The sequence below is a fragment of the Pseudomonas sp. TR47 genome (assembly GCF_044143025.1).
In the GTDB taxonomy this organism is placed as follows: Bacteria; Pseudomonadota; Gammaproteobacteria; order Pseudomonadales; family Pseudomonadaceae; genus Aquipseudomonas; species Aquipseudomonas putida_E.
Genome location: NZ_JBHFCS010000019.1, coordinates 98,837 through 120,373 on the forward strand (window position 1 = coordinate 98,837; position 21,537 = coordinate 120,373).

General features: G+C 62.7%; 21 protein-coding genes and 1 pseudogene. 7 read left to right on the top strand and 15 right to left on the bottom strand.

All coding sequences use genetic code 11. The annotated features are described in order from the left end of the window. Positions 1–12: 12 nt before the first annotated feature. From ACEWE8_RS19210 to ACEWE8_RS19225, 4 genes are all read right to left on the bottom strand, one after another. Entirely contained in the window at positions 13–762 is a 750-nt protein-coding gene (locus ACEWE8_RS19210) for a methyltransferase domain-containing protein (protein ID WP_012316386.1), read from the bottom strand. Beyond that, entirely contained in the window at positions 759–1,064 is a 306-nt protein-coding gene (locus ACEWE8_RS19215) for a MazG-like family protein (protein WP_012316385.1), read from the bottom strand. The genes ACEWE8_RS19210 and ACEWE8_RS19215 overlap by 4 nt, the downstream gene beginning before the upstream one ends. Positions 1,065–1,148: 84 nt before the next feature. After that, positions 1,149–2,000 (bottom strand): MaoC/PaaZ C-terminal domain-containing protein, encoded by an 852-nt coding sequence (locus ACEWE8_RS19220; protein ID WP_046787857.1) that lies wholly within the window; start codon positions 1,998–2,000, stop codon positions 1,149–1,151. Positions 2,001–2,002: 2 nt separating this feature from the next. Next, a complete protein-coding gene (locus ACEWE8_RS19225) occupies positions 2,003–3,355 on the bottom strand; it encodes a 3-oxoacyl-ACP reductase (protein WP_046787858.1) in 1,353 nt (450 codons plus the stop codon). 118 nt (positions 3,356–3,473) lie between these two features. Here ACEWE8_RS19225 and ACEWE8_RS19230 point away from each other — a divergent pair, with 118 nt between their 5' ends. Both ACEWE8_RS19230 and ACEWE8_RS19235 read left to right on the top strand, forming a co-directional pair. Then, positions 3,474–4,751: an acetyl-CoA C-acetyltransferase gene (locus ACEWE8_RS19230; protein WP_046787859.1), complete on the top strand. Its 1,278-nt coding sequence runs from the start codon at positions 3,474–3,476 to the stop codon at positions 4,749–4,751. Positions 4,752–4,821: 70 nt separating this feature from the next. Beyond that, complete coding sequence (locus ACEWE8_RS19235; protein WP_046787860.1) at positions 4,822–5,601, top strand: helix-turn-helix transcriptional regulator; 780 nt, start codon at positions 4,822–4,824, stop codon at positions 5,599–5,601. A gap of 55 nt (positions 5,602–5,656) precedes the next feature. On the opposite strand, the gene ACEWE8_RS19240 is transcribed toward ACEWE8_RS19235, so the two are convergent. From ACEWE8_RS19240 to ACEWE8_RS19260, 5 genes and pseudogenes are all read right to left on the bottom strand, one after another. Then, positions 5,657–6,424 carry a methyl-accepting chemotaxis protein gene (locus ACEWE8_RS19240; protein ID WP_371928103.1) on the bottom strand — a complete coding sequence of 256 codons (768 nt, stop codon included), beginning with the start codon at positions 6,422–6,424 and terminating at the stop codon, positions 5,657–5,659. Between the two features lie 90 nt (positions 6,425–6,514). Next, a pseudogene (locus ACEWE8_RS19245) lies at positions 6,515–7,603 on the bottom strand (cache domain-containing protein); the annotation flags it as partial. Positions 7,604–7,783: 180 nt separating this feature from the next. After that, the gene (cueR, locus tag ACEWE8_RS19250) at positions 7,784–8,188 is read right to left on the bottom strand and encodes a Cu(I)-responsive transcriptional regulator (protein WP_046787862.1); all 405 of its coding nucleotides are present in this window, start codon (positions 8,186–8,188) and stop codon (positions 7,784–7,786) included. Next, positions 8,185–10,584: a heavy metal translocating P-type ATPase gene (locus ACEWE8_RS19255; RefSeq protein ID WP_046787863.1), complete on the bottom strand. Its 2,400-nt coding sequence runs from the start codon at positions 10,582–10,584 to the stop codon at positions 8,185–8,187. The genes cueR and ACEWE8_RS19255 overlap by 4 nt, the downstream gene beginning before the upstream one ends. A gap of 52 nt (positions 10,585–10,636) precedes the next feature. Further along, positions 10,637–11,023: a hypothetical protein gene (locus ACEWE8_RS19260; protein ID WP_046787864.1), complete on the bottom strand. Its 387-nt coding sequence runs from the start codon at positions 11,021–11,023 to the stop codon at positions 10,637–10,639. 145 nt (positions 11,024–11,168) lie between these two features. On the opposite strand from ACEWE8_RS19260, the gene ACEWE8_RS19265 reads away from it, so the two are divergent. Together ACEWE8_RS19265 and ACEWE8_RS19270 are read left to right on the top strand one after the other, a co-directional pair. Further along, positions 11,169–11,366: a heavy-metal-associated domain-containing protein gene (locus tag ACEWE8_RS19265; protein WP_046787865.1), complete on the top strand. Its 198-nt coding sequence runs from the start codon at positions 11,169–11,171 to the stop codon at positions 11,364–11,366. 108 nt (positions 11,367–11,474) lie between these two features. Continuing rightward, positions 11,475–12,656, top strand: a complete 1,182-nt coding sequence (locus ACEWE8_RS19270; RefSeq protein WP_046787866.1) for a multidrug effflux MFS transporter — start codon at positions 11,475–11,477, stop codon at positions 12,654–12,656. Here ACEWE8_RS19270 and ACEWE8_RS19275 read toward each other — a convergent pair. Then, positions 12,607–12,804: a hypothetical protein gene (locus tag ACEWE8_RS19275; RefSeq protein WP_080952191.1), complete on the bottom strand. Its 198-nt coding sequence runs from the start codon at positions 12,802–12,804 to the stop codon at positions 12,607–12,609. The two genes, ACEWE8_RS19270 and ACEWE8_RS19275, sit on opposite strands and share 50 nt — an antisense overlap. Positions 12,805–13,298: 494 nt before the next feature. On the opposite strand from ACEWE8_RS19275, the gene ACEWE8_RS19280 reads away from it, so the two are divergent. Further along, positions 13,299–14,006 carry a helix-turn-helix transcriptional regulator gene (locus ACEWE8_RS19280; RefSeq protein ID WP_046787867.1) on the top strand — a complete coding sequence of 236 codons (708 nt, stop codon included), beginning with the start codon at positions 13,299–13,301 and terminating at the stop codon, positions 14,004–14,006. A gap of 18 nt (positions 14,007–14,024) precedes the next feature. Here the strand turns inward: ACEWE8_RS19280 and ACEWE8_RS19285 are convergent, their stop codons facing one another. The 5 genes from ACEWE8_RS19285 to ACEWE8_RS19305 all read right to left on the bottom strand — a co-directional run bounded on the left by ACEWE8_RS19285 (position 14,025) and on the right by ACEWE8_RS19305 (position 18,393). Further along, a complete protein-coding gene (locus tag ACEWE8_RS19285; protein ID WP_046787868.1) occupies positions 14,025–14,972 on the bottom strand; it encodes an adenosine deaminase in 948 nt (315 codons plus the stop codon). A 106-nt stretch (positions 14,973–15,078) separates the two neighbouring features. Beyond that, positions 15,079–15,765, bottom strand: a complete 687-nt coding sequence (locus ACEWE8_RS19290; protein ID WP_046787869.1) for an SDR family oxidoreductase — start codon at positions 15,763–15,765, stop codon at positions 15,079–15,081. A 363-nt stretch (positions 15,766–16,128) separates the two neighbouring features. Beyond that, positions 16,129–16,713, bottom strand: a complete 585-nt coding sequence (locus tag ACEWE8_RS19295; protein WP_046787870.1) for a YigZ family protein — start codon at positions 16,711–16,713, stop codon at positions 16,129–16,131. 9 nt (positions 16,714–16,722) lie between these two features. Then, on the bottom strand, positions 16,723–17,385 hold the full coding sequence (locus ACEWE8_RS19300) for a TetR/AcrR family transcriptional regulator (RefSeq protein WP_046787871.1): 663 nt from the start codon (positions 17,383–17,385) through the stop codon (positions 16,723–16,725). A gap of 90 nt (positions 17,386–17,475) precedes the next feature. Further along, positions 17,476–18,393 carry a LysR family transcriptional regulator gene (locus ACEWE8_RS19305; protein ID WP_012316368.1) on the bottom strand — a complete coding sequence of 306 codons (918 nt, stop codon included), beginning with the start codon at positions 18,391–18,393 and terminating at the stop codon, positions 17,476–17,478. 118 nt (positions 18,394–18,511) lie between these two features. On the opposite strand from ACEWE8_RS19305, the gene ACEWE8_RS19310 reads away from it, so the two are divergent. After that, positions 18,512–19,858 (top strand): aspartate aminotransferase family protein, encoded by a 1,347-nt coding sequence (locus tag ACEWE8_RS19310; RefSeq protein WP_046787872.1) that lies wholly within the window; start codon positions 18,512–18,514, stop codon positions 19,856–19,858. A gap of 73 nt (positions 19,859–19,931) precedes the next feature. Next, a complete protein-coding gene (locus tag ACEWE8_RS19315) occupies positions 19,932–21,425 on the top strand; it encodes a CoA-acylating methylmalonate-semialdehyde dehydrogenase (protein WP_046787873.1) in 1,494 nt (497 codons plus the stop codon). The last annotated feature ends 112 nt before the right edge of the window (positions 21,426–21,537 follow it).

Sequence of the window (21,537 nt, forward strand, 5' to 3'; positions counted from 1 at the left end):
CCGGCGGGTGGTTCAGCGAGGGCGGCACATCCAGTGCAGGTAGCGGCCAAGCCCGGCAAAGCTCGGGTGGCGGCGGTGGGCCAGTTCCATTTCCAGCAGGTCGAGCATCTCGGCCTTGGCCTGGAATTCCCTGGGCATGTAGTCGTGGAAAACTCGCACGCCACTCTCGGTTTCGACCTGCCACAGAGGATCAAGTTGCACCTTGAGCTCACGTGGATCAAGCGGTTTCTGCGGGGTGAGGCTCTGTTTTTCACCTTCCAGGCGGTTGCTGCGCAACTTGCGGAAATGGCCTTTGAGCAGGTTGCGATAAACCAGCGCATCCCGGTTGTAGAAGGCCAGGGACAACCACCCGCCAGGTGCGGTCAGTTGGTGCAGCACTGGCAGGATGCTCTCTGGCTCGGCCAGCCATTCGAGCACGGCGTGGCACAGCACCAGATCGTAGGGCTCGGTGAGCTGACCGAGCAGGTCCTGCCATGGCGCCTGGATGAACGTGGCGGTCTGGCCGGCATCGGCAAAGCGCGTGCGGGCACCTTCGAGCATGGGTGCGGCCGGCTCGGCCAGGGTCAGTTGGTGACCGCGCTCGGCCAGCCATAAAGCCATGTGGCCGAGCCCGGCTCCGATGTCGAGTACCCGCAGCGGGCGGTCGGGGAGGGCATCGGCCAGGTCGGCCTGCAGCACGGCCAGGCGGATCGCGCCTTTGGCGCCGCCGTAGATCTTCTCGGCGAAGCGAGTGGCCAGTTCATCGAAGTGACGGTCGTTCATCGGGCGAAGCGCCTTTCGGTGTCGGCCAGCTTGGCCCGTACCACCTGCTCCATGTCCAGGCCCAGTTCGCTGCACAGCAGCAGCAGGTAGAGAATGACGTCACCTACCTCTTGGCCGGCGTGGGCGAGCTTGTCCGCAGGCAGTTGGCGCGATTCGTCTTCGCTGAGCCATTGGAAGATTTCCACCAGCTCGGCCATTTCCACGCTGGCGGCCATGGCCAGGTTCTTCGGGCTGTGGAAGCCGCGCCAGTCGTTGTTGTCACGGATCTGGTGCAGGCGTTGAGTGAGTTCTTGCAGGTTCATTGCGGTTCTCCTAGTGCCGCATAGCTTCCGTGCAGCCCCAATGCAAAGCAAGAGGATTCAAGGGGCAAAAGCAGCCTGCGGCCTTCAGAGCGAACCCCAGCGCCCGACCATGTGCAGCAGTTCACCATGCCCATCCAGGCGCAGCTCACCGGCAGGGCCGGCGGCGCTGGCACTCAATACCACCTCCGATGGCAACCGCACTGGCTTGCGGAAATCCACTTCAAAGGCATACCCGCTGCCTGGCAGGTGCCCACGCAGCGCTGCCAGCGCCATGGCCTTGCTCCACATGCCATGGGCGATCGCCCTGGGGAAGCCGAACAACCGGGCACTTGTGGCGCTCAGATGAATCGGGTTGTAGTCGCCACAGACTTTGGCGTAGCGCCGGCCAATATCGCTGTCGGCGTACCAGCGGGTCGTTTCAGGCAAAGGCTGCGGTTCGCTTTCCTCGCTTTCTTCGGGCTGCCCTTCAAGTTTCAAGCCGCGCACCAGCATGCGGCTGGTTTCGCGCCACAAAAGGCCAAGGCCATCCTCGGCTTCGGTGATCAGGTCGAATGTGCCGCCTTTGGCATGTGGCTGCAGGTTGTCGGCATGCACCGCAAAGTGCAGCCCGGCGATACCACCCAGGGGGCGCAGCACCTCGATGCGGTTGTGCAGGTGTACCAGGCCCAGCAGCGGGAAAGGGAAGCCGTGGGCGGTCAGCAACTGCAACTGCAGGTTAAACGCCATGATATGGGGGTAGGTGCCCGGCAAGCGGCCGTCATCGGTGAAGTGGCACAGATTGCGGTACGCCGCGAGATTGCCGGGCTGCATAGGGATGAAGCAGCGCAGGCCATCGGCTGGCAGGGCGTGGCCGCTGATCTTGCGTTTGCTGGCCGCGCGCAGATAAAGGCTTGCGCGTGAGTCGGGGCTGTTCAGGTCATGCCAGTGCCGGTTCATGCTCAAGCTCCCATCAATGCCTGGCCACAGACCCGCAGCGCTTGGCCATTCACCGCGCCGGAACCGGGCTGGCTGAGCCAGGCGATGGCCTCGGCGACATCCTGCGGGCGCCCGCCCTGGCCCAGCGAGCTCAGGCGCCGCCCGGCTTCACGCAGGCCCATGGGCATGGCGGCGGTCATGTGCGTTTCGATAAAACCGGGGGCCACGGCATTGATGCTGCCACCTTGGCCGGCGAGCTTGGGTGCCCAGGCCTGGGCAAAACCGATCAGCCCGGCCTTGCTTGCGGCATAGTTGGCCTGGCCGCGGTTGCCGGCGATGCCGCTGACCGAGGCCAGCAGAGTGATGCGTGCATCTGCGCCGAGGGCGCCGCCTTCATACAGCGCCTGGGTCAGTACCTGGGGTGCTTTGAGGTTGACCGCCATGACGGCGTCCCAGTAATCGGGGGTCATGTTGGCGAGGGTCTTGTCCCGGGTGATGCCGGCGTTGTGCACGACGATATCGATGCCATCAGGCAAGGCCTGGAGCAGTTGCGCGGCTGCGTCACTGGCACAGATGTCCAGCCCCAGCGCCTTGCCACCCAGGCGGGCGGCGAGTGCATCGAGGTCTTGCTGGGCCTGCGGCACGTCCAGCAGCATCACCTCGGCACCATCACGTGCCAAGGTTTCGGCAATGGCGGCGCCGATCCCGCGTGCAGCGCCAGTGACCAATGCCCGGCGCCCGGCGAGCGGCCGCGTCCAGTCTTCGACCTGGCTGGCACAGGCCTGCAAGCGCAGCACCTGGCCGGAAATGAATGCACTCTTGGGTGACAGGAAGAAGCGCAAGGCGCCTTCGAGCTGGCCATCGGCAGCTTCATCCACGTACAACAGCTGCGCCGTCGCACCGTTACGCAATTCCTTGGCCAGCGAGCGGCTGAAACCCTCCAGGGCACGCTGGGCGACGCTGGCCAGCGGGTCGTCGATGCCTTCCGGTGCGCGCCCGAGTATGACCACATGGGCGCAGGGTGCCAGGCTGCGCAGCAACGGCTGGAAGAATTCGCGCAACTGCTTCAGCTCATCGCTGTCGGACAGATGACTGGCATCGAACACCACGGCCTTGAGCTTGGGCCCCAGGCCAGCCACCCAGGCGGGAGCCTGCAGGCTTACACCATTGAAGCTGTAGCATTCGTCGGTCAGGCGTGGAGCGATGGCTTCGACCTGATTTGCCAGAGGCCCACCGCCGATGACCAGTGCGCCCTCCACCGGGCGCAGGCGGCCGGCCTGCCAGCGTTCCAGCGGTGCCGGGCGTGGCAGCCCGAGGGCATCGACGAAGCGGCGGCCGAGGTTGGAGTTGGCAAAGCCGAGATAGCGGTCGCTCATGTGCGGGTCTCCCTGAAGGCAAGCATTGAAGTGTGGACCAACTTTGTGAAGAGGTCGTTCGAATGCGGCAAAAACACCTAGGCTGTTCGGATCGAATTGTTTCAGGAGGAATCTACGCATGCGTTCACTTCGCCGGGTCGCGATTCTGGGCGGCAACCGAATCCCTTTCGCCCGCTCCAACGGTGCCTACGCCACTGTCAGCAACCAGGCGATGCTCACGGTCACGCTGGAGGGCCTGACAGAACGCTACCGCCTGCACGGTTTGCGCCTGGGTGAAGTAGTGGCCGGTGCGGTGCTCAAGCATTCGCGCGACATGAGCCTGACCCGCGAATGCGTGCTTGGTTCGCGGCTGTCGCCGCAGACACCGGCCTACGATATTCAGCAGGCGTGCGGTACCGGGCTGGAGGCTGCCCTGCTAGTGGCCAACAAAATTGCCCTCGGGCAGATCGACAGCGGTATCGCCGGTGGCGTCGACACCACATCCGATGCCCCGATCGGGGTCAATGAAGGGCTGCGGCGCATCTTGCTGCAGGCCAACCGCGGCAGGACTCTGGGCGAGCGTTTGAAGCCCTTCGTGCAGTTGCGCCCGGGCCATCTCAAGCCCGAGCTGCCACGCAATGGCGAGCCGCGTACCGGGTTGTCGATGGGCGAACACTGCGAGCGCATGGCCCAGGCCTGGCAGATCGGTCGCGCCGAGCAGGATGAGCTGGCTCTGCTTAGCCATCAGCATCTGGCAGCGGCCTACGCCGAGGGTTGGCAGGATGACCTGCTGACACCGTTTCTGGGCCTTACGCGCGACAACAACCTGCGGCCGGACTTGACCCTTGCGCAGTTGAGCAAGCTCAAGCCCGCGTTCGACCGCAGTGGCTTGGGCACACTCACAGCAGGCAATTCCACACCGCTGACCGATGGTGCGTCGCTGGTGCTGCTGGGCACAGAGGAGTGGGCGCAGGCACAGGGCCTGCCGGTGCTGGCCTATCTGGTCGATGGCGAGACTGCTGCGGTGGACTTCGTCAAGGGCCAGGAAGGGCTGCTGATGGCGCCGGCCTATGCAGTGCCGCGGCTTCTGGCGCGCAATGGCCTTACCCTGCAAGACTTCGATTACTACGAGATCCATGAGGCATTTGCTGCCCAGGTGCTGTGCACGCTCAAGGCCTGGGAGAGTGCCGAGTTCTGCCGCGAGCGGCTGGGGCTGGATGCCCCCCTGGGTGCGATCGATCGGAGCAAGCTCAACGTCAAAGGCAGCTCATTGGCGGTAGGGCACCCGTTTGCCGCGACCGGGGGGCGGATCCTGGCCAACCTGGCCAAACTGCTGGCGACGGCGGGGAAGGGGCGAGGCTTGATTTCGATCTGCGCGGCGGGTGGGCAAGGGGTGACAGTGATCGTCGAGCGGTAACTGCCTGAAGGGCTGCAGGGACGCTCTGGCGGGTGTTAGGCTTGTCTGGTCAGAACTACAAGAACTCACCATGCCGATTATCGGACACCCCCGCGCCATCCCTGCCCTGGTCCATTTACCCAGGCCGCTCTATGCCCGTGCTGAAAGCCTGGGGGCCGGCTCCTGGACCACCCGCCACAGCCACGACTGGGTGCAGTTTTCCTATGCGATCAGCGGCGTGCTGGGTGTCTACACGCGTGATGGCAGCTATTTCGCGCCGCCGCAGTGGGGCGTGTGGATCCCTGCCGACGCCGAACATGAAGTGGTGACGTCCGGGCGGGCGGAAATGCGCAGCCTGTACATTCGCCGCGACGCTTGCCCGTGGGCTTCGGCGCAGTGCCGGGTATTGGAAGTGACCCCGCTGGCGCGTGAGTTGATAAAGCAGTTTTGCGTGTTCCCGCCGCACTATCCCGAAGGCGACAGCGTGGAAGGCCGCTTGGTCTCGGTGCTGCTCGACCAGCTTCGTACGTTGCCTGAAGTGGGGTTTTCCCTGCCACTGCCACGGCATACAGGCTTGCTGGCGCTGTGCAACAGCCTGATAGCCGCGCCGGATCAGGTGCAGACCCTGCAGCAGTGGGCCCGCCAACTGCAGTGCTCGGAGAAGACCCTAATGCGCCTTTTTCAGCGAGAGACGGGCTTGAGTTTTCGCAACTGGCGTCAACGCATGCGGCTATTGTCGTCGCTGGCGCTGCTGGAGACGGGGGCGAGCGTGACCGAAGCGGCGCTGGGCTGTGGCTATGACTCGACGTCGGCCTATATCGCCGCCTTCAAGCAATTGTTTGGCTCGACACCGGGTGAGTTGACGTTGTAGCAGGGGTACCGGCCTCTTCCCGATAACTCGCGAAGAGGCCGGTGCAGACAACCGGTCAGGTACGGAAGCGTCGTACCAGCGAATCCAGCTCATTGGACAACCCGGCCAGGCTTTCCGAGTCCTGCCGCGCCGCCTGAGCCAGGTCGGCCACCAGCTGCGCATCACCGTGAATCTGGCTGATATGGCGGTTGATGTCTTCGGCAACCTGGTGCTGTTCTTCCGCTGCGGTGGCGATCTGCGTGTTCATGTCGCGGATGATGTCCACCGACTCGCGTATCTGGCCAAAGCTGTCGCGGGCAAGGCCAATGCGGCTGACCGACTGCTGCGACACTTCCAGGCTGGCATGCATCTGCTCGGCCACTTCGGCGGTACGGCTGGCCAGGTTGCCAAGCAGCCCGTCGATTTCAGCAGTGGAATCGGCGGTGCGCTTGGCCAGCGCCCGGACCTCGTCGGCAACTACCGCAAACCCACGGCCCTGTTCGCCGGCGCGGGCGGCTTCGATCGCAGCATTGAGCGCCAGCAGGTTGGTCTGTTCGGCAATCGAGCGAATGGTACCGAGGATCGACTGAATGGCATTGCTGTCGCGCTCCAGCTGCTGAATCGACTGCGCCGATTGCTCGATCTCCTGGCTAAGCCGGTCGACACTGCTGACGGCCGCATCGATCTGCTGTTGGCCTTCGCGGGCCTGTTGCTGGCCGCTGTCGGCCGATTGCGCGGCCTGGCTGCAGGAGCGGGCAACCTCGTTTGCGGTGGCGACCATTTCGTGGAATGCGGTGGACACCATGTCCACCGCCTCGCGCTGGCGCCCGGCGGCCTCGGCCATGTCGCTGGAGACCTGAGTAGAGCTGGTGGACGTGCTGAGGATCTTGCTCGCCGCCGCGCCGATGTGCTGGATAAGGCTGCGGATGGCACTGAGGAACTGGTTGAACCAGCCGGCCAGTTGCGCGGTTTCATCACGCCCACGCACTTCCAGGTTGCGGGTCAGGTCGCCTTCGCCCTGGGCGATGTCTTCCAGGCCACTGGAAACACTGTTGATGGGGCGCACGATGAGTTTGGCGAAAGTGGCACCGACCACGGCGAACAGCGCGGCCAGCACCAGCGCGACGCCGCCGATGAGCCAGGTGAGGCGGGTAGTGGTTTGCATCACTTCGCTTTGTTGGATCAGGCCTATGAAGGTCCAGCCGAGTTTTTCGTCGGGGTAGACGTTGGCCATGTAGCGTACGCCGCCAATTTCGACTTCAGCCAAACCCTTGCCGGCCTTGGCCAGCTCGGCATAACCGTCGCCGAAGCTGGCCAGCTGTTTGAAGTTGTGACTGGCATCGCGCGGGTCGACCATCACGTTACCGTTGTTTTCCATGAGGATCAGGTAGCCGCTTTCGCCCAGCTTGATCTGCTGGACGATCTCGGTCAGGCCCTTGAGCGAGACGTCGATGTTGACCACGCCACCGGGGCTGCCCAGCTGGTTGGCAACGGTACGCACGGTGCTGACCAATACGGCATCGTCGCCGGCCCAGTAGTAAGGGGCGGTGCGCAGGGTCTTGCCAGGGTTGGCCATGGCCGCCTGGTACCAGGGGCGGGTGCGCGGGTCGTAGTTGCTCATGTTCGGGTCGCCTGGCCAGAAGGCGTAGCCGCCGTCTTGCAGGCCATAGGACACGTAGGCGTAGTCCGGGTGGCTCTTGGCCAGGCGCGTGAACAGCTCGAACAGTGTCTTGTCCTGTTCGCTCGGGGTGATTTGCGCGGCGTCGGCGCCTATGTGTTTCTTGACGTTGTCGCTGCTACCGGTGACCTGCGGGAGGCTGGCCAGGTAGTCGACGTTCTGGGTGATGCCCTGGAAAAACAGGTTCATCGCGTTACTGACCTGGCGGATTTCCCGGCTGCTGCCGTCAAGAAAATCCTCGCGGGCTTCGCCGCGCAGGTTGATGACCACCAAGGTGGCTACGAGGACGATGGGCAGTGCGGCGATGACCGCGAATGCCCAGGTCAGTTTCTGTTTGATGTTCATCGACGCTCCCGGAATTTATTTTTTTCGACACGCGAGGCAGGTAGAAACTGTATCGGCAGCGTCCGGGTTTTTTTGAATGAAAATGCCCGTATTTATTGGGTCTAGGCGCATTTGGCGACTATTCGGTCGGCTTCAGGCTAATATGGCATACCAAGTGTCTGGGCGTGGTGGTCAAACGTGTCAGTGACAGCACTCGCCCCCTTGTGCGAGATCTTTGAGTATCGGGCAGTCAGGCCGGTCATTGCCTTTGCAGTGGGCTACCAGTTCGCTCAAGGTGTCACGCAGGCTGGCCAACTCCTCAATGCGCCGGTTCAGTTCATCGATGTGTTGCAGAGCCAGAGCCTTCACATCAGCGCTGGCGCGTTGCCGGTCCTGCCACAGGGTCAGCAGCTTGCCCACCTCTTCCAGGGAAAACCCCAGGTCGCGTGAGCGCTTGATGAAGGCCAGGCTGTGCAGGTCCTCTGGCTGGTACAGGCGGTATCCGCTGTCGCTGCGGGTGGCCGGCTTGAGCAGGCCGATGGCTTCGTAGTAGCGGATCATCTTGGTGCTGAGCCCGCTGCGGCGGGCGGCCTGGCCGATATTCATGGGGCCTCCTGCGAGGTGCTGGTGGGTTTCCAGGTCTTGAGCCACAAGGCATTGCTCACCACGCTGACGCTGGACAACGCCATGGCGGCGCCGGCCAGTACCGGGTTCAGGTAACCCAGCGCGGCCAGTGGGATGCCGATGAGGTTATAGATGAATGCCCAGAACAGGTTCTGGCGAATTTTCGCATAGGTCTTGCGGCTGATTTCCAGGGCGGCAGGCACCAGGCGCGGGTCGCCACGCATCAGTGTGATGCCGGCTGCCTGCATGGCCACGTCGGTGCCCCCGCCCATGGCGATGCCGATATCGGCGGCGGCAAGCGCTGGGGCATCGTTGATACCGTCGCCGACCATCGCCACCACACCGTGCTTTTTCAGTTCGGCTACCGTGGCGGCCTTGTCGGCTGGCAGCACTTCGGCGTGCACGTCGTCGATGCCGAGGGTATCGGCTACCACCTTGGCGCTTCCACGATTGTCGCCGGTCAGCAGGTGGCTGCTGATATGGCGCTTGCGCAGGGCTGCGATGGCCTGGTCGGCACCGGGCTTGATGCTGTCGCCGAAGGCGAACAGCCCCAGCACGCGAGGTTGTGCGCCTCGTTCAATCAGCCAGGACAGGGTACGGCCTTCGGCTTCCCAGGCCTGTGCTTCTGTGGCGAGGGCGCCGGGTTGCAGGTTGCACTCGTCGAGCAGGCGCCGGTTGCCCAGCGCCAGTTCGCGGCCTTCCACCCGGCCAGCGATGCCGCGGCCGGTAAGCGACTGGCTGTCGGCTACCGTGGGAACCTTTAGGCCTTGCTCGGTGCAGGCGTCGAGTACCGCCTTGGCCAAGGGGTGTTCGCTGCCACGTTGCAGGGCCCCCGCCAGGCGGTGCAACTCGGCACTATCACCGACCAGGGCCTGGCTGTGGACAACGCGCGGGCTGCCGGAGGTGAGCGTTCCGGTTTTGTCGAACACCACGCGGTTCACCGCATGTGCGCGCTCCAGCGCCTCGGCGTCCTTGATCAGGATGCCGTGGCGCGCGGCAACGCCTGTACCCGCCATGATCGCTGCAGGTGTGGCCAGGCCAAGGGCGCAAGGACAGGCAATCACCAGCACGGCAACGGCATTGATCAGCGCGGTCTCCAGCGGGGCGCCGGCCAGCGACCAACCGATCAGGGTCAGCAGTGCGATTACCAGCACGGCCGGGACGAAGATCTGGCTGACCCGGTCCACCAGTTTCTGGATGGGTGCCTTGGCCGCCTGGGCGTCTTCGACCAGGCGGATGATGCGGGCCAGCACGGTTTCTGTGCCCAATGCCCTGGTGCGCACCAGCAGCCGGCCCTCGCCGTTGATCGCGCCGCCGGTAACGCTATCGCCGGGTTGCTTGGGCACTGGCAGGCTCTCGCCGCTGATCAGGGCTTCGTCAGCGTGGCTGCTGCCTTCTTCCACTTCACCATCGACCGGGAAGCGCTCCCCTGGCTTGACCAGCACCAGGTCACCGAGCCGCAATTGGGCAATTGCAACGTCTTCTTCATGGTCATCGACCACCCTCACTGCACGCTCTGGGCGCAGCGCTTCGAGGGCCCGTATGGCGCTGGCGGTCTGGCGTTTGGCCCGGCTTTCCAGGTACTTGCCCAGCAACACCAGGGCGATCACCACCGCCGATGCCTCGAAGTACAGGTGCGGGGCCATCCCGGTAGAGGCCTTGGCCCATTGGTACAGGCTAAGACCGTAACCGGCACTGGTGCCCAGCGCGACCAGCAGGTCCATGTTGCCGGCGCCGGCGCGCACAGCCTTGTAGGCCGCCACATAAAAGCGTGCGCCAAGAATGAACTGCACGGGGGTGGCCAGCGCGAATTGCGCCCAGGCCGGCAGCATCCAGTGCAGACCAAACGGTTGAACCAGCATCGGCAACACCAGGGGCAGGGCCAGCAAAAGGGCAGCGCCGACGGCCAGACGTTCGTTGCGCAGGCGGCGCTGGACGGCTTCCTGGTCATTGTTGACCGACAGCGGCAGGCTGGCACTGTAGCCGGCCTTTTCGACCGCGCCGAGCAGCAGGTTGTCATCAAGGCCCTGCAGCACCTGAAGGTGGGCACGTTCGTTGGCAAGGTTGACACTGACCTGTTCAACGCCCGGTAGTTTACCGAGCGCGCGCTCGACTCGGCCGACGCAACTGGCGCAGGTCATGCCATCGATCTGTAGCTCTACGGTGCGGGTCGGTACCTCGTATCCGGCGCCGCGCACAGCCTCGACCAGGGCGGGCAGGCTGCCGGCCGGGGCCTGGACCCTGGCCTGTTCGTTGGCGAGGTTGACGCTGACCTGTTCAGCGCCGCTGACCTTGCGCAAAGCGCGCTCGACCCGGCCGGCACAGCTGGCGCAGGTCATGCCGGCGATCGGCAGGTCGAATACAGTGGATGCGGGCATGGCTCTCCTCCTTGGACAGGCCACCAGCATCAACCTTGCCATGTGGGGAAGGTCAATAGTCCAGGTTGGCTCGCCTCAATACCAGCCCATTGTGGCCCATGGCAATGCGGTACTTGTTGATCTGGCCCGCCTGCAGGGTCAGTCGCGTGCTGCGCTGGTCTTCCAGGCCGGGCGCGCAGCCGGGCATCTGCCCCGGCAGCAGGCGCAAGCGTACGTCAACAGGGCCGGGCGGCAGGTTGAAAGAGGTCGACTGTTCCTGGAACACGCGCCCGGAAAGCTGGTCGTTGAGGTAGACGCCGATTTCGCAGCTGGTGGCCACTTCCAGGCGTTCGCGTGAAATGATCAGCACGCTGTAGTCCGAGTTGCCTTCGGCGCTTGCCGGTGGCACCGCGGCCAGCGTGCCCAATAGCCCGACAACGCCCAGTGCTGTCCTGAACATGAAGAATCTCCTGCTTGCCGAATCGTCAAAGGCGCAGCTTGGCCGAGGTTGGTGCGGATTTCCAGCCCGGCCGTTGGATGCAGAACTTGACCTTGCCCCGATGGCAAGCTTGAAACTGAGTTAAACCCTGAAGGAGGCAACACCCATGCAAGTGTTCAACGTACAAGGCATGACTTGTGGCCACTGCGTTAAGGCGGTGACCCGCGCGGTGCAGGAACAGGATGCAAACGCCCAGGTCGAGGTCGACCTGGCCGGCAAGCAGGTGCGTGTGCAGAGCGCTCTGGGTGCTGAGCAGTTGCTGGCTGCGATTCGTGAAGAGGGCTACCAGGCTGAGGTGGCTTGAGTTGGAAGGGGCCGTGTTTGCGGCCCTGTTTTGTTGCAAATGTTTTCATGCTGATACTGTCCACTGCAGGTAGACTTACGCACTTGCTTAGCCTGCTATGGATTCCTGATGAACCTGCGAATGGTGCTTATCCTGGGCGCACTCAGTGCGTTCGGGCCGCTGGCGATCGACTTCTACCTGCCCGCCTTCCCGGCCATGGCGCAGGCGTTCGCCACCGACGAAAAACATGTCCAGACCACTCTGGCTGCCTACTTCCTCGGCTTGTCGCTGGGGCAACTGGCCTATGGGCCGATGGCCGACCGCTTTGGCCGGCGCAAACCGCTGCTGTTCGGCGTAGCGCTGTTTACCCTGGCGTCGCTGGCCTGTGCCTACGCGCCTAACCTCGACACGCTGATCCTGGCACGCTTCGTCCAGGCGTTGGGCGGCTGCGCCGGCATGGTGTTGTCACGGGCCATCGTCAGCGACAAGTGCGACCCGGTGGCGTCGGCCAAAGTGTTCTCACAACTGATGCTGGTGATGGGGTTGGCGCCCATTCTGGCGCCGATGCTCGGCGGCGTACTGGTTAACCTGGCTGGTTGGCAGTCGATTTTCCTGACATTGAGCCTGTTCAGCGCTGCTTGCCTGGTGGCGGTCGGCCTGGGGTTGCCCGAGAGCTTACCCGCGCATATGCCACGCCAGCCTTTATCCGGCGCATTGCGCCAGTACTTGCGGTTGTTGGCTGACCGCACGTTCTTTGGCCATGCCCTGACAGGGGGGATCGCCATCGCGGGTATGTTTGCCTACATCGCGGGTTCACCTTTCGTGTTCATCAAGCTCTATGGTGTGCCGGCCGAACACTACGGCTGGCTGTTCGGTACCAATGCGGCAGGTTTCATCCTGGTGGCGCAGATCAACGCGCGCATGCTGGCTAAGCGTGGTCCGGCCTTCCTGCTGGTGCGTGCCGTCTGGCTGTACCTGGTCGCGGCCCTGGCGTTGCTCGCTGTAGCAGCGCTGCGCCCGGCTGAACTATGGCCATTGCTGGTGCCGCTGTTCATCTGCATCGCCAGCCTGGGCTGCATCATCCCCAATGCTTCGGCGTGCGCCATGAGCGGCCAGGGCGCACGCGCCGGCAGCGCCTCGGCCTTGATGGGGTGCCTGCAATTCAGCGTTGCCGCAGGCGCGGCAGCTTTGGTCAGCCTGCTGCACGACGGCAGTGCAGTGCCCATGGCGTTGGTAATCAGCCTGTGCGGGGCACTGGTGGTCAGTGTTGCGCTGTTGACCCGGCGCTTGCAGGCCACGCGTCCGGCTTGAGCGGGTGAGGCGCGCGCAAACGGGCTTCCAGCGTGACGACGAAGGCACGTGCTTCTGCTTCGCTGCGGAAGCTCACCACATGCTGGTCGAGCCTGACCTCCCAGGGGCAGTTGGGGTTGCGGTTGGACGCACTGACGATAATCTCCATCGCGGCATACCTCCGAATGGTGGGGAGAGCGGGTCAAGTGTAGCGCTGCGGTTACGTGGTGCCAGGGCATGAATGGGTGTCCTGACTGGCGGTCAGGGCATTTTCCGGCAGGGGCGTCAGACGCTTCCAGATGCAATTTCTGCAGGGTGTCGAACCTTCGCTTTTATTTGCGCTATTTATGGAACGGCGCTGTCGGCAGAGTCGCTGCCCGCACGGGGCCATTCTTCCTCGTGCGTTGTTTCTTCCCTTTTATTTCGCGGTCTGATGCCTGTCACCTAAAACTGAGGCGGGGGCCGTTCGCCTTCCTCAATCGATCAAGGGGTGCCCTACCCATCCCCCTTTGACTCACAGGTCTGTCTGCACGGCTGCCAGAGGGGGCTTTCATGCGGCTTATACTGACCCCGGTGCCAGGCCGGTAGCAGCTAGGGGGCAATCGGCGTTGCCAATGTTGGCCATTGGAATTCAGATGTGATCTTGCAGGGAGTTAAAGGGACATGAATACAGTCAGCAGTATCAGTCAGATTGCCGGCCTGATGGCCGACCCCAAGCGGAGCGCCATGTTGTGGGCGCTGATTGATGGCACGCCGCGACCGACCGATGAGCTGGCGATGATGGCTGGGTTGACCTCCTCCTCAGCCTGCGCCCATTTGTCATTGCTGTCTTCGGCAGGCCTGCTCAGGCTTGAGGCGCGCGGTCGCAAGCGTTACTTCCGGCTGGCGACGCCCCAGGTGGGCGCAGCCGTAGAAGCCTTGGCCAGTGTGCAACTGGGTAATGACAGAGGCGCGCAGGCCAAGCCGCTGCCGATGCCAATGTCGATGCGCCGGGCGCGTCGCTGCGCTGATCACCTGGGCGGCGAGCTGGCCGGTGAGCTCTATCACCGATTGGTGGTAGCAGGCTGGCTGGAGGGCAGCGTGCATCAGATGATGGTCAGTGAGAAGGGCCGAGCGCAGTTGGCAAGCATTGGCGTCTATATCGATGCACTGGCACCTCAGCAGCAGCGCGGTTGCGTGATCTGCCACTGTAATGAGTGGAGCGACCAGGGGCCTCATCTTGGCGGTAGCCTGGGGCAGGCCTTGCTCACCTTGTTCCTGCAATCGGGATGGATACGTGAGGCCGAGAATACGCGGGCATTGCAGATCTCGGCCCTGGGGATTCAGCAGATCAATCGCATTGCCCGCGTTCCGACGTTGCAGGTGGGGTAACTGCAACGCCGTGTCCGGTCAGACCAACCGTGCGTCCAGGCTGTTCTGCGCGAGGCGGCGAGCCTGGTCTTCGGTCATGCCCAGGTGAATGTGCAAGGCATGGAAGTTTTCGGTGACGTAGCCGCCGAAGTAGGCGGGGTCATCCGAGTTCACGGTCACTTTCACGCCGCGCTCGAGCATGTCGAGGATGTTGTGCTGGCTCATGTGGTCGAACACACAGAGTTTGGTATTGGACAGTGGGCACACGGTGAGCGGGATCTGCTCGTCGATGATGCGTTGCATCAGGCGCTCGTCTTCCATGGCGCGCACGCCATGGTCGATGCGCTTGATCTTGAGCAGGTCGAGGGCTTCCCAGATGTACTCGGGTGGGCCTTCCTCGCCAGCGTGGGCCACCGCCTCGAAGCCTTCGCTGCGGGCACGGTCGAAGACGCGCTGGAACTTGCTCGGCGGGTGGCCTTTCTCGGAGCTGTCCAGGCCTACCGCGATGAACGCGTCGCGGAAGGGCAGGGCCTGGTCCAAGGTTTTTTGTGCTTCTTCTTCGCTCAGGTGGCGCAGGAAGCTCAGGATGAGGCCGCTGCTGATACCCAGCTGCTCACGACCATCCTTGAGTGCCTGGTTGATACCATTGAGCACCACTTCGAACGGGATGCCACGGTCAGTGTGGGTCTGTGGGTCGAAGAACGGTTCGGTGTGGATGACATTCTGCGCCTTGCAGCGCTGCAGGTAGGCCCAGGTCAGGTCGTAGAAGTCCTGCTCAGTGCGCAACACGTCCGCACCTTGGTAATAAAGGTCGAGGAATTCCTGCAGATTGTTGAAGGCGTAAGCGCTACGCAGGGCTTCGACGTCGTTCCAGGGCAGGGCGATCTTGTTGCGCTCGGCCAGGGCGAACAGCAGCTCGGGTTCCAGTGAGCCTTCCAGGTGCAGGTGCAGTTCAGCCTTGGGCAGGGCGTTCAACCATTCATACATAGTGGGTGTTCTCAAATCAGGTACGGTTGCCGCCATTCTACAGGGCCAGGCCGGGCATTGCGCCCGGCCTGGCCCTGCATTGTTTCAACCACCGATCAGGTTCAACTCACCAGACGAGCGATTCGCCCTTGTAATTGATGAAGCGCAGCCCGCCATTGCCGCTTTGCGCCTTGATCTGTTCGAGCATGCCTTGGGTACTGGTGAGTACGTCGATTTCGGCGTTTTCGCCGCCCATGTCGGTCTTTACCCAACCCGGGTGCATGGCCAATACGCAAAGGTCAGGTCGCTGCAGATCGACCACGAAGCTGTTGATCATCGAGTTCAGGGCGGCCTTGCTGGCCTTGTACAGGCAGACCTCGCCACCGTCGGGGATGGTCACGCTACCCAGGATCGAGCTCATGAACGCCAACACGCCCGAGCCTTCACGCACCTGGCCGGCCAGGCGTCGGGCGACGCGGATCGGCGCCACGGCGTTGGTCATGAACAGGTCGCCGATTTCATTGCGCTGCACGGTTTCCAGGTCCTGCGGCAGCGGCCCCATGACGCCGGCATTGACGAACACCAGGTCGAACACTTCACCTTGCAGGCGCTGCTTCAGGCCATCGAGCTGTGCGGTGTCGTTCATTTCCAGCTGCTCGACGCGTACCCCAGGCACTTCGCCGAGTGCGCCGGTTTTTTGCGGGTCGCGCACCGTGGCTGTAATGTTCCAGCCATCTTCGTGAAGGCGCTGCACCAGGCCAAGGCCAAGCCCGCGGGAGGCGCCGATGATGAGGGCAGTTCGTGGAGTGGTCATAGGAGCATTCCTGTCGCGGTAGAAGAAAAGGATTTGAGCATACTTCAGCCTGGCGTCATGCGCCGCATCAACACTGGTCAAGAAATGAGCAATGGCGTTTGGCTGTGTGCGCCCGGGTGCTTCGCTTGTTGGCTAACGGGTTATCCACAGGCTATTCCACAGTTAATGTGTGCAAACTGCCAGGCGGCCGGAGTGTCATACGCTTGACGATTGGGGATAACTCTTGACAGCTCAGCGGGTCGAGCTTTTCATCACGCAGTGGTCAAAAAACGCTCAATGCTCTGCAGGCCTTGATGGGCGTGGCCTGCATCAGAATGCCCCAAGCTTATCCACAGGCAGGCCCACAGTTGTTGTGGGCAAAGGTCAGCAGGCTTCCAAGAGGATGCGCCCGCGGCTGATGTCGGCCAGTTGCTGTTGCAGCGCGCCGATGTGTGCTTCGCCTACCGCAATGTGCAGATCCACCCCGTTGGCGGTGAATTGTTCTTCCAGCACCAGTGCGTCGACTTCTGCCAGGCGCAGTTTGACCAAGGCCAGTTCGCTGAAGCTGCAGCTGCAGCGGTACTCGCTGCGTTGCACCAGCAGCCTTTTCGGCGCCTGCTGCAGGCACTTGTTGGCACCGCCACCATAAGCCCGGGCCAGGCCGCCGGTGCCTAGCTGGATGCCGCCGTACCAGCGGATCACCAATACCACGACCTGGTCACAGTCCTGGGCTTCGATGGCAGCCAGGATTGGCCTGCCGGCCGTGCCGCCGGGTTCGCCGTCATCGCTGCTGCGGTATTGCCCGCCCAGCTTCCAGGCCCAGCAGTTGTGCGTGGCAGCCGGGTCGCTATGGCGTTCAATGAAACCCATCGCCTCGGCGGCACTGGATATCGGGCCGGCGAGGGTGATGAAGCGGCTCTTGCGGATTTCCTCGCGAAACTCGCAGAGGTCGAGCAGGGTAGAAGGCATAAGTCGATGTCAGGCACTCGGCGCGATGCCGCACCCCTTGAGGATGATGTGGATAAGGTTGTTGCTCGCATCTTCCATGTCTTGCTTGGTCAGGCGGCTGCGGCCGGTCACCTGGCAGATCTGGGTAGCGAAGTCGGCATAGTGCTGGGTGCTGCCCCAAAGCAGGAATATCAGGTGAACCGGGTCTACCGGGTCCATCTTGCCTGCGGCGATCCAGGCCTCGAACACCGCCGCCCGGCCCCGGAACCACTCGCGGTAGTCGGCGCTGAAGTACTCGGTCAGGCAGGTGCCTCCGCTGATCACCTCCATGGCGAAGATCCGCGAGGCTTGCGGATTGCGCCGGGAGAATTCCATCTTGGTGCGGATGTAATGGCTCAACGCAGCACCGGGGTCGTCATCAACGCTCAAGGCGTTGAAGGTGCTGTCCCAGAGCTCGATGATGTTGCTCAACACGGCAATGTACAGGCCGAGCTTGTTGGTGAAGTAGTAATGCAGGTTGGCCTTGGGCAAGCCGGCCTTCAGCGCAATGGTGTTCATGCTGGTGCCCTTGAAGCCATGGCGGGCGAACTCGTCTTCGGCGGCCTGGATGATGGCCTGTTCGTTCTTCTGGCGGATGCGGCCAGCGGGCTTGCCCGAGGCGGATAGGCGATGCGCAGGGACTTCTAGGGTCATGGACGATTCCGTACAGGTCTGTGGCAACGGATGTCGGACAAGATTACCTTCCTGCGCTCAAGTAACAAGCATTAGCGTCACAAGCAGGCATCAGCGTGTCGCAGCCAGGCTTTCAAGGAAGCTTTCCAGTACCAGGTTCGGCCGCCGGCCCTTGCGCGTTACCCAGCTCAGGCTCAGGTCATAGAAGCGCTGCGAGGGCTTGAGGGCGCGCAGGCGACCTTGCTGAACCCAGAACGTGGCGTAGTGGTCGGGCAGGTAGCCGATGTAGCGGCCGGTAAGGATCAGAAATGCCATGCCCTCACGGTCCGAGGCGCTGGCGGTGCAGTTCAGGGCCTGATAATGGGCCTGAATTTCAGCGGGCAAGCGGAAGGTCGGAGCGATCGCCTCCTGGCTGTTGAGGCGGGCTTCGTCGATCTGTTGATCGTCGGCATAGAACAGCGGATGGCCAACCGCGCAATAGAGCAGCGAGCGTTCGCTGTACAGCGGTTGGTACTCAAGGCCGGATAGCGGGCTGGTCTGCGGCACCACGCCGACATGCAGGCTGCCATCGAGTACACCCTGCTCGACCTGGCTTGGGGCGATCATGCGGATCTGGATGCGCACCTCGGGGCCGCGATCCTTGAGTTCGGCCAATGCATGAGTGATGCGCATGTGCGGCAGGGTCACCAGGTTGTCGGTCAAACCGATGTTCAGCTCCCCGCGCAGATGCTGGTGCAGGCCGTTGACTTCGGTACGGAAGGTTTCCAGCGCGCTGAGCAGTTGCAGCGCCGAATGGTAGACCTCGCGGCCTTCCTCGGTCAGCGAAAAACCGGCGCGGCCACGCTGGCAGAGGCGCAGGCCCAAGCGTTGCTCCAGGTCATTCATCTGCTGGCTGATGGCCGAGCGGCCAATGCCCAGCACGTTTTCGGCAGCCGAGAAGCCGCCGCACTCGACCACGCTGCGGTAGATCTTCAGCAGGCGGATGTCGAAATCGCTGACTTGGGCGAGGGGGTCGGGGCGTCGGCTCATAAGTTTAGTCTTGCGCTACCTGAAGATTAGAAATGTAGTCTTTTTCAGACTTTATCCACGTGCGAATTTAGCTGCAACAACATCCATCGTTGCCTATTCGTTTTTCGAGGAACCGCCGATGAACATGCCCGAAACCGCTCCTGCCGGTATCGCAAGCCAGCTCAAGCTGGATGCGCACTGGATGCCTTACACCGCCAACCGCAATTTCCATCGCGACCCACGGCTGATCGTGGCGGCCGAAGGCAATTACCTGGTCGATGACAAAGGGCGCAGGATCTTCGATGCCTTGTCGGGCCTGTGGACCTGCGGTGCCGGGCATACCCGCAAGGAAATTACCGAGGCGGTTGCACGTCAGCTCGGCACCCTGGATTACTCCCCTGCCTTCCAGTTCGGTCACCCGCTTTCGTTCCAGTTGGCCGAGAAGATCACCGCGCTGACCCCCGGTGACCTGAATCACGTCTTCTATACCAACTCCGGTTCCGAGTGCGCCGATACCGCGCTGAAGATGGTCCGCGCCTACTGGCGCCTGAAGGGCCAGGCCACCAAGACCAAAATCATTGGCCGTGCCCGTGGTTACCACGGTGTGAACATCGCCGGTACCAGCCTGGGTGGCGTAAACGGCAACCGCAAGATGTTTGGCCAGCTACTGGACGTCGACCATTTGCCGCACACTGTGCTGCCGGTCAATGCCTTCTCCAAAGGCCTGCCGGAAGAGGGCGGCATCGCCCTGGCTGATGAAATGCTCAAGCTGATCGAACTGCACGATGCGTCGAACATCGCAGCTGTGATTGTCGAGCCGCTTGCGGGTTCGGCTGGTGTACTGCCGCCGCCTAAGGGCTACCTGAAGCGCCTGCGTGAAATCTGCACCCAGCACAATATCCTGCTGATCTTCGACGAAGTCATCACCGGCTTCGGTCGCATGGGCGCCATGACGGGTTCCGAGGCCTTTGGCGTGACCCCTGACCTTATGTGCATCGCCAAGCAGGTCACCAACGGCGCCATTCCGATGGGCGCGGTGATCGCCAGCAGCGAGATCTACCAGACCTTCATGAACCAGCCGACCCCGGAATACGCTGTGGAATTCCCGCACGGCTATACCTACTCGGCCCACCCGGTAGCCTGTGCCGCCGGTATCGCCGCGCTGGACCTGCTGCAGAAGGAAAATCTGGTGCAGTCCGCCGCCGAGCTGGCGCCGCACTTCGAGAAGCTGTTGCACGGCGTGAAGGGCACCAAGAACGTCGTCGATATCCGTAACTACGGCCTGGCCGGCGCGATCCAGATCGCTGCCCGCGATGGCGATGCCATTGTCCGTCCGTATGAAGCCGCGATGAAGCTGTGGCAAGCCGGCTTCTACGTGCGCTTTGGCGGCGACACCTTGCAGTTTGGCCCAACGTTCAATACACAGCCGCAGGAACTGGACCGTCTGTTCGACGCGGTCGGTGAAGCGCTGAACAAGATCGACTGATCTTTCCGATTCTGACGTAAGGCGCGTGAGCTTTTTGCGCGCCAGCATCAACCTTCTTTATCTGGAGTTTTGCATGAGCATTGTTCAGCACCTGATCCACGGCGAGCTGGTTTCCAAGGGTGAGCGCACCGCCGATGTCTTCAACCCGTCCACTGGCCAGGCAGTACGCAAGGTCGAGCTGGCCAGCCGCGCGACCGTTCAGGAAGCGATCGACTCTGCCAAGGCTGCATTCCCGGCCTGGCGCAACACCCCGCCGGCCAAGCGTGCCCAGGTGATGTTCCGCTTCAAGCAACTGCTGGAGCAGAACGAAGCACGCATCTCGCAGATGATCAGCGAAGAGCATGGCAAGACGCTGGAAGACGCGGCAGGCGAACTCAAGCGCGGTATCGAGAACGTCGAGTTCGCCTGCGCAGCGCCTGAGGTGCTCAAGGGTGAATATAGCCGTAACGTCGGCCCGAACATCGATGCCTGGTCCGACTTCCAGCCGCTGGGCGTGGTCGCCGGTATTACGCCGTTCAACTTCCCGGCCATGGTCCCCCTGTGGATGTACCCGTTGGCCATCGCTTGCGGTAACGCCTTTATCCTCAAGCCGTCCGAGCGTGACCCGAGTTCGACCTTGTACATTGCCCAGTTGCTGCTGGAGGCCGGCCTGCCCAAGGGTATCCTCAACGTGGTGCACGGGGACAAGGAAGCTGTGGACGCGCTGATCGAGGCGCCGGAAGTGAAAGCGCTGAGCTTTGTGGGCTCGACCCCGATCGCCGAGTACATTTATGCCGAAGGCACCAAGCGCGGCAAGCGCGTGCAAGCCTTGGGTGGCGCGAAGAACCACGCAGTGCTGATGCCGGATGCCGACCTGGATAACGCCGTCAGCGCACTGATGGGCGCTGCCTACGGTTCGTGCGGCGAGCGTTGCATGGCTATTTCGGTGGCGGTGTGTGTGGGCGACCAGGTTGCCGATGCGCTGATCGCCAAGCTGGAGCCGCAGATCAAGGCGCTCAAGATCGGTGCCGGCACCTCGTGCGGCCTGGACATGGGGCCGCTGGTGACTGCTGCTGCCCGTGACAAGGTAGTGGGGTACATCGATGACGGTGTTGCTGCTGGCGCCAAGCTGGTGGTGGATGGCCGTGGTTTCCGTGTGGCGGGTAATGAAGACGGCTACTTCGTGGGTGGCAGCCTGTTCGACAAGGTGACGCCAGAGATGCGCATCTATAAAGAAGAGATCTTCGGCCCTGTGCTGTGCGTGGTGCGTGTGAACAGTCTGGAGCAGGCCATGCAGCTGATCAACGATCACGAGTATGGTAACGGGACCTGTATCTTTACCCGTGATGGTGAGGCGGCACGCCTGTTCTGTGACGAGATCGAAGTGGGCATGGTTGGTGTGAACGTGCCGCTGCCGGTGCCTGTGGCGTACCACAGCTTTGGTGGCTGGAAGCGCTCGCTGTTTGGCGACCTGCATGCTTATGGGCCGGATGGGGTACGGTTCTATACCCGTCGCAAGGCGATTACCCAGCGTTGGCCGCAACGAGCGAGCCATGAGGCGTCGCAATTTGCCTTCCCTAGCCTTTAAGGCGTGAGAAGCGAAGCGGGAGGCCGACAGGCCTCCCCGCTTTGTTTTAGGCGATATCAAGGTTTATTGAAATTAAGCCTTGACGGGCGTTCTAATCCCCTTATAATGCGCC

Coding starts and splice junctions, on each gene's coding strand:
- ACEWE8_RS19275 (WP_080952191.1), bottom strand. CDS start 12,804: ATGGAGATTATCGTCAGTGCGTCCAACCGCAACCCCAACTGCCCCTGG.
- ACEWE8_RS19225 (WP_046787858.1), bottom strand. CDS start 3,355: ATGAGCGACCGCTATCTCGGCTTTGCCAACTCCAACCTCGGCCGCCGC.
- ACEWE8_RS19235 (WP_046787860.1), top strand. CDS start 4,822: ATGCCGATTATCGGACACCCCCGCGCCATCCCTGCCCTGGTCCATTTA.
- ACEWE8_RS19305 (WP_012316368.1), bottom strand. CDS start 18,393: ATGAGCCGACGCCCCGACCCCCTCGCCCAAGTCAGCGATTTCGACATC.
- ACEWE8_RS19290 (WP_046787869.1), bottom strand. CDS start 15,765: ATGACCACTCCACGAACTGCCCTCATCATCGGCGCCTCCCGCGGGCTT.
- ACEWE8_RS19285 (WP_046787868.1), bottom strand. CDS start 14,972: ATGTATGAATGGTTGAACGCCCTGCCCAAGGCTGAACTGCACCTGCAC.
- ACEWE8_RS19280 (WP_046787867.1), top strand. CDS start 13,299: ATGAATACAGTCAGCAGTATCAGTCAGATTGCCGGCCTGATGGCCGAC.
- ACEWE8_RS19265 (WP_046787865.1), top strand. CDS start 11,169: ATGCAAGTGTTCAACGTACAAGGCATGACTTGTGGCCACTGCGTTAAG.
- ACEWE8_RS19230 (WP_046787859.1), top strand. CDS start 3,474: ATGCGTTCACTTCGCCGGGTCGCGATTCTGGGCGGCAACCGAATCCCT.
- ACEWE8_RS19210 (WP_012316386.1), bottom strand. CDS start 762: ATGAACGACCGTCACTTCGATGAACTGGCCACTCGCTTCGCCGAGAAG.
- ACEWE8_RS19215 (WP_012316385.1), bottom strand. CDS start 1,064: ATGAACCTGCAAGAACTCACTCAACGCCTGCACCAGATCCGTGACAAC.
- ACEWE8_RS19255 (WP_046787863.1), bottom strand. CDS start 10,584: ATGCCCGCATCCACTGTATTCGACCTGCCGATCGCCGGCATGACCTGC.
- ACEWE8_RS19240 (WP_371928103.1), bottom strand. CDS start 6,424: ATGGCCGAGGCCGCCGGGCGCCAGCGCGAGGCGGTGGACATGGTGTCC.
- ACEWE8_RS19300 (WP_046787871.1), bottom strand. CDS start 17,385: ATGACCCTAGAAGTCCCTGCGCATCGCCTATCCGCCTCGGGCAAGCCC.
- ACEWE8_RS19270 (WP_046787866.1), top strand. CDS start 11,475: ATGAACCTGCGAATGGTGCTTATCCTGGGCGCACTCAGTGCGTTCGGG.
- ACEWE8_RS19295 (WP_046787870.1), bottom strand. CDS start 16,713: ATGCCTTCTACCCTGCTCGACCTCTGCGAGTTTCGCGAGGAAATCCGC.
- ACEWE8_RS19310 (WP_046787872.1), top strand. CDS start 18,512: ATGAACATGCCCGAAACCGCTCCTGCCGGTATCGCAAGCCAGCTCAAG.
- ACEWE8_RS19220 (WP_046787857.1), bottom strand. CDS start 2,000: ATGAACCGGCACTGGCATGACCTGAACAGCCCCGACTCACGCGCAAGC.
- cueR (WP_046787862.1), bottom strand. CDS start 8,188: ATGAATATCGGCCAGGCCGCCCGCCGCAGCGGGCTCAGCACCAAGATG.
- ACEWE8_RS19260 (WP_046787864.1), bottom strand. CDS start 11,023: ATGTTCAGGACAGCACTGGGCGTTGTCGGGCTATTGGGCACGCTGGCC.
- ACEWE8_RS19315 (WP_046787873.1), top strand. CDS start 19,932: ATGAGCATTGTTCAGCACCTGATCCACGGCGAGCTGGTTTCCAAGGGT.